At 68.9% G+C, this 13,729-nt stretch carries 12 protein-coding genes; 6 read left to right on the top strand and 6 right to left on the bottom strand.

Features of this window, described 5'->3' with window-relative positions; all coding sequences use genetic code 11:
* Window positions 1-18 precede the first annotated feature (18 nt).
* Genes P0Y60_16355 through P0Y60_16345 form a run of 3 tightly spaced genes read left to right on the top strand, consistent with a single transcriptional unit; the run spans window position 19 to window position 4,201 of the window.
* Window positions 19-846 (top strand): ABC transporter ATP-binding protein, encoded by an 828-nt coding sequence (locus P0Y60_16355; GenBank protein ID WEK60851.1) that lies wholly within the window; start codon window positions 19-21, stop codon window positions 844-846.
* The gene (locus P0Y60_16350) at window positions 843-2,459 is read left to right on the top strand and encodes an ABC transporter ATP-binding protein (GenBank protein ID WEK60850.1); all 1,617 of its coding nucleotides are present in this window, start codon (window positions 843-845) and stop codon (window positions 2,457-2,459) included. Before P0Y60_16355 ends, P0Y60_16350 begins: the two co-directional genes overlap by 4 nt.
* On the top strand, window positions 2,456-4,201 hold the full coding sequence (locus tag P0Y60_16345) for an ABC transporter ATP-binding protein (protein ID WEK60849.1): 1,746 nt from the start codon (window positions 2,456-2,458) through the stop codon (window positions 4,199-4,201). Before P0Y60_16350 ends, P0Y60_16345 begins: the two co-directional genes overlap by 4 nt.
* A gap of 126 nt (window positions 4,202-4,327) precedes the next feature.
* Here the strand turns inward: P0Y60_16345 and P0Y60_16340 are convergent, their stop codons facing one another.
* Window positions 4,328-4,852: a WHG domain-containing protein gene (locus tag P0Y60_16340; protein ID WEK60848.1), complete on the bottom strand. Its 525-nt coding sequence runs from the start codon at window positions 4,850-4,852 to the stop codon at window positions 4,328-4,330.
* A gap of 80 nt (window positions 4,853-4,932) precedes the next feature.
* Between P0Y60_16340 and P0Y60_16335 the strand changes: the two genes are divergently transcribed.
* The gene (locus P0Y60_16335) at window positions 4,933-5,640 is read left to right on the top strand and encodes an MBL fold metallo-hydrolase (protein WEK60847.1); all 708 of its coding nucleotides are present in this window, start codon (window positions 4,933-4,935) and stop codon (window positions 5,638-5,640) included.
* Between the two features lie 164 nt (window positions 5,641-5,804).
* On the opposite strand, the gene P0Y60_16330 is transcribed toward P0Y60_16335, so the two are convergent.
* Genes P0Y60_16330 through P0Y60_16320 form a run of 3 tightly spaced genes read right to left on the bottom strand, consistent with a single transcriptional unit; the run spans window position 5,805 to window position 9,140 of the window.
* Window positions 5,805-6,371 carry an isochorismatase family protein gene (locus P0Y60_16330; GenBank protein ID WEK60846.1) on the bottom strand — a complete coding sequence of 189 codons (567 nt, stop codon included), beginning with the start codon at window positions 6,369-6,371 and terminating at the stop codon, window positions 5,805-5,807.
* Complete coding sequence (locus P0Y60_16325) at window positions 6,368-7,810, bottom strand: cytosine permease (protein ID WEK60845.1); 1,443 nt, start codon at window positions 7,808-7,810, stop codon at window positions 6,368-6,370. The genes P0Y60_16330 and P0Y60_16325 overlap by 4 nt, the downstream gene beginning before the upstream one ends.
* 46 nt (window positions 7,811-7,856) lie before the next feature.
* Window positions 7,857-9,140: a M18 family aminopeptidase gene (locus P0Y60_16320; protein ID WEK60844.1), complete on the bottom strand. Its 1,284-nt coding sequence runs from the start codon at window positions 9,138-9,140 to the stop codon at window positions 7,857-7,859.
* A 291-nt stretch (window positions 9,141-9,431) separates the two neighbouring features.
* On the opposite strand from P0Y60_16320, the gene P0Y60_16315 reads away from it, so the two are divergent.
* Together P0Y60_16315 and P0Y60_16310 are read left to right on the top strand one after the other, a co-directional pair.
* A complete protein-coding gene (locus P0Y60_16315; GenBank protein WEK60843.1) occupies window positions 9,432-10,301 on the top strand; it encodes an EamA family transporter in 870 nt (289 codons plus the stop codon).
* A gap of 184 nt (window positions 10,302-10,485) precedes the next feature.
* Window positions 10,486-12,237 (top strand): DUF222 domain-containing protein, encoded by a 1,752-nt coding sequence (locus P0Y60_16310; GenBank protein WEK60842.1) that lies wholly within the window; start codon window positions 10,486-10,488, stop codon window positions 12,235-12,237.
* Between the two features lie 95 nt (window positions 12,238-12,332).
* Here P0Y60_16310 and P0Y60_16305 read toward each other — a convergent pair whose 3' ends face one another.
* Complete coding sequence (locus tag P0Y60_16305) at window positions 12,333-12,824, bottom strand: YfbM family protein (protein WEK60841.1); 492 nt, start codon at window positions 12,822-12,824, stop codon at window positions 12,333-12,335.
* Window positions 12,825-12,896: 72 nt separating this feature from the next.
* Window positions 12,897-13,640, bottom strand: coding sequence for a GntR family transcriptional regulator (locus P0Y60_16300; GenBank protein ID WEK60840.1), 744 nt, complete (start codon window positions 13,638-13,640; stop codon window positions 12,897-12,899).
* Window positions 13,641-13,729: the final 89 nt, after the last annotated feature.

The following is a 13,729-nucleotide window of genomic DNA, read 5'->3' as shown; positions in this document are numbered from 1 at the left end:
TCGCAAGGACTCCAGGCCATGACCTCATCCGCCGTTCCGGCATCCACCATTCCCATGCCGGCACGCCTGCATGCCGCCGACGTCACGATCGGCTACGACCGTCGGGTCATCTCGGAGGGGCTCGAGGTGCGCATCCCCGACGGATCGTTCACCGTGATCGTCGGTCCGAACGCCTGCGGCAAATCCACGCTGCTGCGCAGTCTCGCGCGTCTGCTCAAGCCCATGCGGGGCGGGGTGCTGCTCGACGGAGCCTCCATCGCGGGGATGCCGGCCAAGGCGCTCGCGCGCCAGGTCGGGCTCCTGCCGCAGACCTCGCTCGCGCCCGACGGCATCGTGGTGGCCGATCTCGTCTCGCGCGGTCGGTACCCGCATCAGAAGCTCATCAAGCAGTGGTCGGCGGAAGACGCGCGCGCCGTCGCCGATGCGCTGGCCGCGACCAACACGACCGAGCTGTCGACCCGCCTGGTCGATGAACTCTCCGGCGGTCAGCGCCAGCGGGTGTGGGTCGCGATGGCGCTCGCGCAGGAGACACCGATCGTGCTGCTCGACGAGCCCACCACGTTCCTCGACATCGCACACCAGATCGAGCTGCTCGAGCTGTTCCGGAGACTGCATGGCGAAGGCCGTACGCTCGTGGCTGTGCTGCACGACCTGAACCACGCCGCCCGCTACGCCACCCACATCATCGCGATGAAAGACGGTCAGGTCGTCGCCGAGGGGGAACCGCGCGAGATCGTCACCGTCGACCTGGTGCGGGAGGTGTTCGGGCTCGAGTGCCTGGTGATCGCCGATCCGGTCGCGGGGAGCCCGCTGGTCGTGCCGCTCGGTTCGGCGACGCTGCCGTGACCACCGTCGGGGGAGTCTTCCGTGAGGGAGTCTGGGGCGCGAGTCGTCGTGTCAGGGCGGTGTTGTCGATCATCGGGTTCTGCGGGCACCAGCTCGCCGAGGTCATGGTGCCGATCGCCGTGGGCGTCGTGATCGATCGGGCGATCGCCCCAGCCGATCCGCACGCGCTCGCCTGGGCGCTCGCCTTCCTCGTCGGGGTGTTCACCGTGCTGATCCTGGCGTGGCAGCTGGGCGATCGCGCCGGCACCCGCGTCTATGCGCAGGGCGAGCACGCGCTGCGCCAGGGCGTGCTGGGGTTGGCGCTGCGCCGCCGCACGCGCCGGCCCGCGGGCGAGGTGCTCACGATCTCCTCATCGGATGCCGGTGAGACCGCTGGGTTCTTCTGGGTGATCGCCGAGCAGGCCGCGGCCGCGACCGCGGTGCTGGTCGCCTGCGTCACTCTGCTCCTCATCGCCTGGCCCCTCGCGATCGCCGTCGTGGTCGGCACCCTCCTGCAGGCGTTCATCGTGCACGCGGTCAGCGGCGGACTTCGCCGTCGCGGCTACGAGGCGCAGCGACAGGCCGCTCGGCTCGATGCGGTCAGCACCGACTTCGCCACCGGCCTGCGCGTGCTCGGCGCTCTGGGTGGCGCATCACGCGCGGCCGACCGCTACGTCGAGGAGAGCGCGATCGCGGCGGCGGCGGCCTATCGCGCCGAGAAGGCTGCGGCAGGGCTGACCGCTCTGAACCTGCTGGTCAGTGGACTCGCGTTCACCGTCATCGCGGTGCTCGGCTGCTGGCTCGCCCTCGACGGGGCGATCTCCGTCGGCGGCTTCGTCACCGCGATCGGATTGGCGCAGACGATCCGCGGGCCACTCCAGTCGCTGGGATACCTGCCGGCGCAGATCGCTTCGAAGCACGGCTCCGCGACCCGCATCGCGGAGTTCCGTGCCGAGACGGCGCCGCAGGATGCACGAGGGACGGATGCCGCGTCGGCGGATGCTCGCGGCGCCCGCCCGAGCGATGCGGCCGCGTCGACGATGGCGATGCCGCGCGTCGTGGCGCGGATACGTGTCGAGGGCCGGGACCTCGACGTCGTCGACGGGGAGGTGACAGGCATCCGGGCCGATCCCGATCGCATCGAGGATCTCGCACGTCTCCTGGGCGCACGTCGTGATGCGCGCGTGGGGGAGCTCGTCGTCGATGACGTCGATGCCGCACTGCTCGGTCCTGAGGGGCTGCGCGCGGTGATCTTCGCGCCCCCGCACGACGCTGCCGTGTTCAGTGGCACGGCGGCCGAGAACATCGCCGATCGGATCGACGAGGCGCATCTGAGCGCCGCAGCCTTCGACGAGGTGGTGCGCCGACTGCCCGACGGCCTCGAGGAGCGGGTCGGCGAGCGCGGGTTGCGACTGTCGGGAGGGCAGCGGCAGCGCCTGCTGCTCGCCCGCGCGTTGCACCAGCCGCAGCGCCTGATCGTGCTGCATGAGCCGACCACCGCGATCGATCCGATCACCGAGGCCCAGGTCGCCGCCGGACTCGCGGCCGAGAGGCGCACGATCCTGCTGCTCACCGATCGCGCGTCGCTCCTGTCGGCGTGCCATCAGGTGCACGACGTGAGGAGCGGGGCGTGACCGACGAGAAGCTTCCCATCGCCTCGCGGCGCGAGACCGCGCGTGGCCTGTGGTCGATGCTGCGCCGCCGCCGGGGCCTGGTCGTCGGGGCCGTGCTCACCCTCTGCGCCGGTGTGGGCGCGGCTCTGCTCGCTCCGCTGATCATCGGCGGCATGGTCGACGACATCGTCGGAGGCGGCGGGTCGCTCGTGATCTCCGGCTCGGTTCTGCTGGGATCGCTGGCCGTCGGCGCCGCGCTCACCTGGGTCGGGCGCATCCTGCTCGCGCGTCTCGGGCAGGGCACGATCCGTGAGGTGCGCGAGGCGGCCTTCCGCACCGCCCTGGCCCAACCGACCGCCCGCATCGAAGCCGCAGGAACGGGCGACCTGGTGTCTCGTCTGTCCGGAGACGTGCGCGCCGTCGGACAGGTCGTCGAAGAAGCCCTGCCGTCCTTCCTCACCGCGCTGTTCAGCATCGGCCTGAGCCTGGCGGGAATGGGCATCCTGGACTGGCGCTTCGCGCTGGCCGCCCTGCTCGCCGCTCCCGTGCAGTACTTCTCGCTGCGGTGGTTCCTCCGCCGCTCCGCTCCCGTCTACCGCGCCCATCGGGTCGCCGTCGCCGAGCGCGGACAGCGCACGATCGAAGCGGTGCGCGGCGTCGACACCGTGCTCGCGCTCCGTGCGGAGGAGGTGCATCTCGAGCGCATCGCCGAAGCGAGCGAACAGGGGATCGCGCTCGAGGTGCGGGCCACTCGGGTGCGCAACGACTTCAACGTGTTCCTCAACGGCGCGGAACTCGTGGGGCTCAGCGCCGTGCTCGTGGTCGGATATCTGCTGGTCACGAGCGGTGCGGTCGACCTCGGAGCCGTCACGGCAGCCGCCCTGTACTTCCTCGGGCTGTTCGGCCCGATGGGCACGCTGCTGTTCCGCATCGACGAACTGCAGGATGCCGGGGCAAGCCTCGCGCGCCTGTTCGGCGTGATCGGACTGCCCTCGCCGGCACCGCGTGGGAACGGCGAGGCGACCGGACGCGCACGCGGCGCGGGGGTGATCGAGGTGGACAGTCTGGAGTACGGACACCGACCCGGGCGGAGCGACCTCGACCGGGTCTCGATGTCGGCCGCACCGGGAGACAAGATCGCCATCGTGGGCGCGAGCGGCGCGGGCAAGACGACACTCGCCCGCGTGCTCGCCGGGGCCCTGCCGCCCCGGGCCGGCTCCGTGCGGCATGACGAACGCGGCATCGACGAGTGGCATCCCCACGACCTGCGGGATGCCGTTGTGATGCTCAGTCAGGAACCGCATGTCTTCGCCGGATCCGTACGCGACGACCTCGCCCTGTTCAGCGACGCCGACGATCAGCGAATGGACGACACGATCCGGGAGCTGCACGCCGACTGGATCCTGCGGCTGCCCGAGGGGCTCGACACCGTCATCGGTGAGGCGGGGCATCCGCTCACGGCAGGACAGTCGCAGCATCTCGCGCTCGTGCGCGTGGCCCTGTCGGGGGCATCGGTCGTGATCCTCGACGAGGCGACGGCCGAGGCGGGGTCAGCCGACTCGGAGGTGCTCGATGCGGCGGCGCTCGCCGCGATCGGTGAGCGCACGGGCATCGTGATCGCTCACCGGCTGAGTCAGGCCGAGACGGCGGATCGGATCCACGTGATGCACGACGGCAGGATCGTCCAGTCGGGCACCCACGCGGAACTCGTCGAGATGCCTGGCCCGTATGCCGAACTCTGGGAGGCCTGGACGGCCTGGTGAGTCTGGGTTGAGGTTTCGGGGGCTGGGGGACGGGGCGACGATTCGCCGAGGGTGTGACGATTCCCCGACCAGAACCCGTGGATTCCTCCGTGAATCGTCATCGAGTCGGCGATCCGTCGCCCTCGGTCAGCGCCCGAGGCCGGCGAGGAGCTGTCGCAGGCCGTAGTCGAACGCGCGGTCGACGTCACCGCCGAGCCGGAAGGCGCCCGAGAGCTCCATCTGCAGGAAACCCGTGGCCCAGGCCGTGAACAGGCGGGCGGCATCGAGCGCGTCCTCGTCTCCGACTCGTGCGGCTGCGGCGCGGATGAGGGGAGCCGCCGATCGCTCGAGTGCCTCGTGCGGCGATGCTGCGGTGAACATGATCCGGAATCCTTCGGGATGCGCATGCGCGAAGTCGCGGTAGGCGGATGCCAGTGCCGTGAGGTCGTCGCCTGCGCGCTCGAGCTGCGCCGTGAGGGCGTCGATGGATGCCGTGGCGACGGCCGTGTGCAGCGCTTCGCGGTCGCGCACCCGCTTGTAGAGCGAGGGGGCCCGCACTCCGACGCGTGCGGCCACGGCCTGCATCGTGAGCCCGCTCGGACCTCCGACCTCGAGGATCTCGCGGCCCGCGGCGACGATCTGCTCCATGGACGTGCGTTCGGGGGTGGGCACAGCATCCTCCTCATGGCTATTGACAATAGCCATGATAGCTACGTAACGTAGCCATCGCAATCATCCTGAGAGGATCCGTCATGAAACTCGCCCCGCACCTGCACCGTCTCGGCAACGACATCGTCGCCTCGTATCTTATCGAGACGTCAGAGGGCATCACCCTGATCGACGCCGGTCTGCCCGGGCATTGGCACGATTTGCAGCGCGAACTGGAGACGATCGGGCGTCCGCTCTCCGACATCCGCGGCGTCGTTCTCACGCACGGCGACAGCGATCACATCGGGTTCGCCGAGCGGTTGCGGCGCGAGGCGGGAGTGACCGTGTTCATCCACGCCGCCGACGCGCACCGCGTGCGCACGGGGGAGAAGCCCAAGACCGCGATAGGCCCCGCGCGGCTCGGGGCGACGCTCGGCTTCTTCGCCTACGGCATCCGCAAGAACGCCCTGCGCACGCATCATGTCACCGAGGTGACGGAGGTCGCCGACGGTGACGTGCTCGATCTGCCGGGCAGTCCTGTCGTGATCGGGATGCCGGGGCACTCGCCCGGCAGCATCGCCGTGCACGTGCCCATCGCCGACGCCGTGTTCGTGGGCGATGCGCTGACGACACGTCATGTGCTGACCGGGCGCACGGGGGCGCAGCCGGCGCCGTTCACGGATGAGCCGGATCGTGCGCTCTCGTCGCTCGACCGACTGGCCGCGGTCTCGGCCTCATGGGTGCTACCGGGACACGGAGCGCCCTGGCATGGGTCGCCGTCGGACATCGCCGCGGCGGTGCGTGCGGCCTGACCCCCGGGTGGCCGGGTGGCCCGGTGGCGCGGTGGGCGGGTGGGCGACGATTCGCGGACAGTATGACGATCTGCGGACTTTTCCCGCGAATTCCTCGGCGAATCGTCACAGGCTCGGCGAATCGTCACCGGCTTTCCGGGCGAATGCGGGAGACGTGACGTCGCTCAGCGGGACGCGAGCACTGCGGCGGAGTCGCTGATCGTGATCTGCGGCGGATACAGGCCCATGACCTGGACTGCCGCGGCGTGGTTCTCGGCTGTGGATCCCGCGCAGGCGTCCGCGGCGATCGTGACGTGGGCTCCGGCATCCGCAGCGGCGAGCGCCGTCGAGATCACGCAGCAGTCGGTCGACACCCCCGCCAGCACGATGTGCGCGCCGCGTCCGACGACGGCTTCGATCTCGGGGCCCCACTTGCCGAATGTCGGCAGGTCGAGCGTGGGATGCGGGGAGAAGGCCTCCGCATCCGGCACGAGGGCGAAGAGTGGGTCGCTCGCGGGCTGATCGGCGAAGGGCCAGGCGGCGAAATAGGCGCCCCAGGACGTCGCGCGGTCGGCGGTCGGCATCCATCTCGTGACCAGCACCCGCTCGCCGAACGCATCGGCGAGGGCGCGGATGTGGGGGAGCGCCTCGGCGAAGAAGGGCGATCCCCAGGCGGAGTCGGGGGAGGCGAAGATCGCCTGCGGGTCGATCACCACGAGCCAGGTGTCTTCGGCGCCCTGGATCGAGGTCATGCCCTTTCCTGGCGACGGATCTTCTCGGCGCGTGCGAAGTACGTCACGAGGAACGAGAGCACCAGGGCGAAGAAGACGCCCAGGTTCGCGTATGCCCACGGGCCCTCTCGTCCGCCGATCAGGAACAGCAGGTAGCCCTGCCAGTTGTTCCACTCGGCCTCCGCGGCGAAGTTGTTGACGACGAAGCCCCAGCCGATCACGCTCGCGACGATCATGGTGCCGATCGATGTCCAATCCCAGGCGCCGTAGCGTCCGCGAGCATCGAACAGGGCGTCTTCGTCGTAGTCCTTCCGGCGTCGCAGGATGTCGGCGATCAGGATCCCGGCCCACGAGGCGAGCGGCACGCCGAGCGTGATGAGGAAGCTCTGGAACGGTCCGAGGAAGTCCTTCGCGACGAACACCACGAAGATCGTGCCTATCGTGAGGATCACGCCGTCGATCGCCGCCGCCGACGGGCGTGGGATACGGATGCCGAGGCTGAGCAGCGTGAGCCCGGAGGAGTAGATGCCGAGCACCGCCCCGGAGACGAGCGCGAGCACCGCGGTGAGGAGGAACGGGACCAGCACCCATACGGGCAGGATGGTCGCGAGAGCCCCGACCGGGTCTGCCTGCACCGCGTTGAAGAGGTCTTCGTCGGAGCCGGCGAGCAGCAGACCGAAGATGACCAGGATCAGGGGCGCCACGGATCCGCCGATCGTGTTCCAGGCGACGATCGCACCGTCTGCCGCGGTGCGCTTCTGGTAGCGGGACCAGTCGGCGGCGATGTTGATCCAGCCCAGCCCGAATCCGGTCATCACCATCACGAGCGCACCGATGACCTTTCCGATGTCGCCGTCGGGGCGTGCCAGGACGGCGGCGAGGTCGATGCTCGGGGCGGCGAGGATGATGTACAGCACCGTCACTATCCCGGTCACCCAGGTGAGCACCGACTGCAGCTTCATGATGGTGTGATAGCCGAGCACGGATGCCGCGACGATCAGTGCGGCGACGATCAGCGTCGCGATGATCTTGAGCAGTATGCTCTCGCCGTCGCCGCCGAGCTGCGTGATCACGGTCGCTGTGGCGAGGACCGCGAGGATGGCGAGGAACGTCTCCCACCCGATCGAGGTCAGCCACGAGACGATGCCGGGGATCTTCTGACCCTGCACGCCGAACGCGGCACGGGAAAGCACCATGGTCGGGGCTGATCCGCGCTTGCCGGCGATCGCGATGAGTCCGCACAGCAGGAACGACACGACGATGCCGATGATCGAGACGACCGTGGCCTGCCAGAAGGAGATGCCGAAGCCCAGCACGAACGAGCCGTACGACATACCGAACACCGACACGTTCGCCGCGAACCAGGGCCAGAACAGGTCGCGCGGCTTGGCGGTGCGATCGGACTCGGGGATGATCTCGATGCCGGCGCGCTCGATGAGGCCGGGCTTGGTCTGCGTCATGGTCACATCCTGGCACTGCCGTGGGGCATCGGGGCTCGTGAGGGGGTCAACCGGCGAAGAAGGCCTGGGCCGTGCGAGCGAGATCGTGCAGGTCGGAGACTCCGGCGAGTTCTCGGGCGGAGTGCATCGAGAGGATGGGGATGCCGACGTCCACCGTGCGGATGCCGAGACGCGTCGCCGTGATCGGGCCGATCGTGGAGCCGCACGGGACGGCGTTGTTCGACACGAACTCCTGCGTGTGCACGCCGGCGCGTTCGGACCACGTGCGCCAGGATGCCGTGCCGACGGCATCCGTCGCGTACCGCTGATTCGCATTGAGTTTCAGGATCGGACCGGAGCCGAGCACGGGCTGCACGACGGGGTCGTGCTTCGCGACGTAGTTCGGGTGCACCGAGTGGCCGACGTCGCTCGACAGGCACCACGACGAGGCGTTCGCACGCCGGCGATCGGTCGCATCGGCGCCGAGCCCGGCGTAGAGGCGCTCGAGCACGTCTTCGAGGAAGGGGCCGGCGGCGCCGGAGCGGGATGCGGAGCCCAGCTCTTCGTGATCGAACGCGGCGAGCACGGCGATCGGCGCCCCCGCCGCGGGCTCGTGTGTGCTGAGTGCGACGAGCCCAGCGTGCACCGAGGCGAGGTCGTCGAGTCGGCCGGCGGCGAAGAACGCGTCGTCCTTGCCGAAGACGGCGCCGCGAGCGGTGTCGGCGATCATCACGTCGTAGCCGCGGATCGTGGACGCGTCGACATCAGCCGATGCGGCGAGCTCGCCGAGGATGTCGGCCTGCGTCGGGTCGCCGAGTCCCCAGACGGGCTGAGTCTCGACCTGCTTGTCGAGGGCGAGGCCGGAGTTCGCCGAGCGGTCGAGGTGGATCGCCAGCTGGGGCAGCCGCAGCATCGCTCCCGTGTCGGCGAGCACGACGCGGCCGTCGGAGAGAGCGAGCCGTCCGGCGAGACGCAGTTCGCGGTCGAGCCAGGAGTTGAGCAGCGGCCCGCCGTACACCTCGACCCCGGCCTGCAGCCATCCGCGGGTGCCGGTCGTCGGCTGCGGCTTCAGCTTGAAACCGGGGGAATCGGTATGGGCGCCGAAGACCTGGACCGGGGTCGTCGCACCGGCATCCGTGGGGACGACCCAGGCGATGGCGGCACCGTCGCGCACGACCACGAAACGTCCGCCCGGCTGGGTCGGCCAGGAGTCCTGCTCGTTCAGACGAGTGAAGCCGGTGGCCTCGAGGCGCCGGGCGAGCTCCGATGCGGCGTGATAGCTCGACGGCGAGACCGAGATGTAGTCGGCGAGATCGTCGGCGTGGGAGAGGGCGACCGGGGTCACGGGCATGGTGTGCCTTCCTGAGAACGGGCTTGCTTCGAGCGTAGTCGCGGTGAGGTGAGGGGGATGGGTCGGGGTGAAGTGGGGCTTTGGTTCGTGGTGGGGTGAAGCGGCTCCGTTTGCCTGGTGTTCATCAGCGGGCGTTACCGTGATCTCGATAGCGCCTAGGGTTCCGGGGTTCGCGCCCGACTGGTCCGAGCGGCGCCACGGTTCCCCTCCGCAGGGGAGCCGTCATCTGACAGGACAAAAGCCCGGAGGACCCTGTTCGTCGCGCCTCGCGACGGATGGAAGGGTCTCGCCGTGTCTGCACTCGCTTTCCTCTTCGTCATCGCTGCGGCTCTCGCTCACGCCGCATGGAACATCGTCGCGCACGGCGTGAGCCGTGCCGGGGTTCCCTTCCTGTGGTGGGGCGCGGTCGGCAGCACCGCGGTGTGGGTCGGGGTCGTGCCGTTCACGGGTGGACTCGGCACCGAAGACCTCGGATCCTTCGCCGCGGGCGTCTCGGTGTCGGCCGTCCTTCACGTCGGCTACATGGCGGTGCTGCAGCGCGGCTATCAGGAGGGCAACCTCTCCACCGTGTACGCGACCGCGCGCGGCACCGGCCCTTTCCTCTCGGTGATCGTCGCAATCGTGCTGCTCGGAGAGCGCCCTTCCCTGCTGGCGCTCGTCGGAGTGGGAGCCGTGATCGCCGGAGTCGTCGCGATCGGTTTGGTCGACCGCGGGCGCCTGACGTCGAGGTCCCGCCGGAGTCTCGACCTGGGCCTCGTGTTCGGGCTGCTCACCGGCGTCATGATCGCCGTCTACACGATCTGGGACGCACATGTGGTGCGAACGTGGAACCTGTCGCCGGTCGCCTTCATGGTGGGCACGACACTGTTGCAGGTGCCGTTCTACTCGATCGCGGTGCGTCGACGGTGGGCCGCGGTCTGGGCTCTCGGGCGGGCGCAGTGGCGTCGGATCCTCGCGTTCGGCGTGCTCTCCCCACTGTCATACATCCTCGTGCTCAGCGCGATACAGATCGCACCGGTCGCTTTGGTCGCGCCACTGCGCGAGGTGAGTGTCGTGCTCGTGAGCCTGTTCGGGGTGTTCGTGCTGCGCGAGGCGCGTCCTGTGTGGCGCATGGCGGCCTCGCTGGTGGTGGTCTTCGGGATCGTGCTTCTGGCGGTGTGAGAGCGACGTGCGTGTTCGGCCGGACGATGGAGGTGCGAGCCGTGCAGGCGTGAGCGGCAGAGATGCGGCGTGGTTTCGGCGTGCATTGAGGGACCTGTCTGTCGTGATTTCCAGGGCGTGATTTCTTCTTCCTCGGGTTTTCTAACAGGGAGTCCGGACATCCTCGGGCGGGCCTTCGATAACTGTGGACAAGCTGTTTTCGGCCGTGCCTGTGCAGGGCGACTGGAGCTGGATTGTGTTCCGGAATAATGCCTTGACCTGGCTAATTTCAGCCTCGAATGTCCGTGGCCCCGAGTTGACTTCAGGTATGAACCAATCGCTGGCCATCCTCGAACGGGTCTCCTCCGACCTGGATGCGGTGCTGCGCGACGATGCTCTGCGGGCGCTGTCGGATGAGTCGAAGATGCAGGTACTGCGACTGGCAGGAGAAGTGTCCCGGCGTGTGGAGGCGGTGATCGTCGAGACGGTTGCGAGCGTGCCGGCGCGTGCCGCGAGCGCGGGCGACCCGGGTTTCTCCGGTCTGTTCGGCTGTGGGTCGATGAATGAACTGTTGCAGCGCGTGCTGCGCACCGATGGGGTCGGAGCTTCACGGGTCGTGAAAGCGGCGCGGTTGGTGAGGCGAAACCTCAATGTGTCTTCCGGTGGACTCCTGCCGGTATTGTGGCCGGCGCTGCAGGGAGCGTTGGTGGAAGGTTCGATCGGGATCGCCGGACTACTCGCCGCGACCGGGCCACTGGAGCACGCGGGGCGGCGTATCGGCGACGAAGCACGGTGGCGCGCAGATCTGCAGCTGGCCGGATTCGCGCAAGGGCTGACCGTCGTTGACCGGGGAAGCGCGGAGGCGGCGGGAGACGCCGTGCATGTCGATGCAGCGCCGCCCGCGACACCCGAGGACCTGCGCGTGTTCGGTCAAGCGATCGTGGCCTATCTGGATCCCGACGGTGCCGAACCGCAAGAGGAACTCGCGATGCGCGTGCGCGGTGTGAGGCTCGGGCGGGAGAAGTATGGCGTCATCCCGATCCACGGTGACCTTCTTCCCGAGGTCGCGGCGCAGCTACAGCGGATCTGGGATGCGACCCTGAACCCGCGAGTCGATGGCCCCGTGCTGTCGGGCGTTCGCTTTCGTCCCTCGGATGCGGATGCGGATGCGGATGCGGATGCGGATGCGGATGCGGATGCGGATGCGCGTGCGGGAGCGGGCGTGGGAGTGGGCGCAGCTGGTCGGCATGCGGGCGTGGTCGGCGAGCACGTGGCGGGATCGTCTGCGGCGGACGACCACCTTCCATCCGGCGATGCGAGTGGGCTGGTCGATGGCCGCTCGCGTGCGCAGAAGCAGCATGATGCTCTCGCCATGGCGCTGGGGATCGCGGCTCGACATGACGAGATGCCCCGATTAGGAGGCGCGGCGCCGACTCTCGTGGTCTCAGTGACCGCGGAAGACTATGCGACCGGTCGCGGCTGGGCGCATCTCGATGGGGTCTCGACCCCGGTCAGCATCGCTACAGCCCGGCACACCGCGTGCGGAGGTGGTGTTCAGCGAGTGCTCTTCGATCCCGAAGGTCGAATCATCGGCATCGGGGCGACGCAACGTCTCTTCACGAGTCATCAACGCCGCGCGATCGCACTTCGCGATGCGGAGTGCCTGATCCCCGGGTGCCACGTTCCGGCTTCCTGGTGTGAGATTCATCACGTGCAGGAGCATGCTCGCGGCGGACCCACCAGCACCGACAACGGGGTCGCGCTGTGCTGGCATCACCACCGCACATTGGAGTCCAGCGGGTGGGAGATCCGGATGCAGGGTGGGGTTCCGCAGATTCGCGGGCCGGAATGGTGGGACATCCGGCGCCGATGGCGTACGCCCCGACCGGCTGTCGCTCCGCCCGACTCTCGTGCTGCCCGCGCCACCCGCCGCTCGCGCTCGAGGAGTGTCGGATGACGCGCGCGCCTATGTCGGACATGCGCGCCCCGGCTCGGCACGCGCGTGCACGTCCCGCCTCGACGCGCGCGCCGGCCGCAGAAGCCCAGTCCGGCTCAGAGGATGCTGATCACCACGTGGTGGCCCTCATCCGCGGCTCGGCGATGCACCGAGGTGAGAGCATCCCAGGCGTCGGCGAGCTCGCGGCGCAGAACCTCGGGGTCGTCATTCCAGACGTTCGGATAGATGCCGGCCTTCGCGAAGGTCGAGAAGTCTGCGCCGCCGATCACCGTGTCGCGATCCAGCGAATCGAGTGCAGCCAGGATCGTCTCGAGCTCGTCGTTCTCGGTGCAGCCGACGAAGTCCTCGCCGCCGAACACGTGCACGCCCACGATCGATTCGCTCAGCGGATCGTCATCGCGCGGGGACGTGGCCGAGACGCCCGTGAGGAGGAAGTGCAGTCCGTCCCACATCTTGTCCAGATACACGGTCGGTGCGCCGCCCGTCTCGAGGTCCTCCAGCGTGGAGATGAGAACCTCGGGCGCGAGCGACACCAGCCGGTCGAGCGTCAGTTCGTCCACGAGCGTGTAGGCCGCGCGCATCCCCATCAGAGTCCCTCCGAAGGCGTATCGATTCCTTTCGACTCTACGGGTCGAGGGGGACAGTCGATTCCGCTCGCGTCATGCACCGACCGCCCGCATGTAATGCCCGTCGGTCGATATGCCGGATGCCGCGACCGTGAAGCGGACGACCTCGCTGAGGTAGCGATCCTCCGACGCCTCGAAGATGCGGCCCTCGGCGTCGCGGGAGGTGCGGCTCAGGCGCAGGATCGGCGTTCCCTGTGGCACGCGCAGCAGCGCAGCATCCTGATCGTCCGCGGCGACGGCATCGATCACGTGCTGGAGGCCGACGATCGGATGCCCCTGCGAGGCGAGGTGCTCGGTGATCGACACCTGATCGAGGTCGACGTCGAACAACCGCCGTCCCGCGACTTCGGTGTAGAACAGGCGCTCCAGCATGGTCGGTCGCCCGTCGAGCAGCCGCAGACGCACGACACTCACGATGGTGTCATCCGCTCCCACTCCCAGCGCGGCCGCGTGCTCTCCGGCGCGACGCAGGCTGAGTTCCTGCGTGTGCGCACCCGGCGTCACCCCCAGATCCCGCGCCCACCGCGTGAACGGCACCGAGACGTCGACGGCCTGATTCGCCTTGCGCGCGACCACCCGTGCCGGGCGCCCACGGCTCGTCTCGATCAGTCCCTCGCTCCGCAGGGCGGCCAGCGCATTGCGAATCGGACCCCGCGACGTGCGCCACTGCGCGGCGAGTTCCGCCTCGGTCGGCACGTCGTCTCCGGGGCGCAGGATTCCGGCTGCGATCTGCGAACGCAGGTCGTCGGCGATCTGGGTGTAGACAGCTTCGGTCACATAGGTACATTACTTCGTCGCGACTGGGTGCGGCCATGCATTCGTGCACCGTTCATCCAGGGGAATGGCCGATGAACGACCTCTGAACT

Origin of the sequence: Candidatus Microbacterium colombiense (assembly GCA_029203165.1) — a bacterium.
GTDB lineage: Bacteria > Actinomycetota > Actinomycetes > Actinomycetales > Microbacteriaceae > Microbacterium > Microbacterium colombiense.
This window is presented reverse-complemented; position numbering and strand designations above follow the sequence as displayed.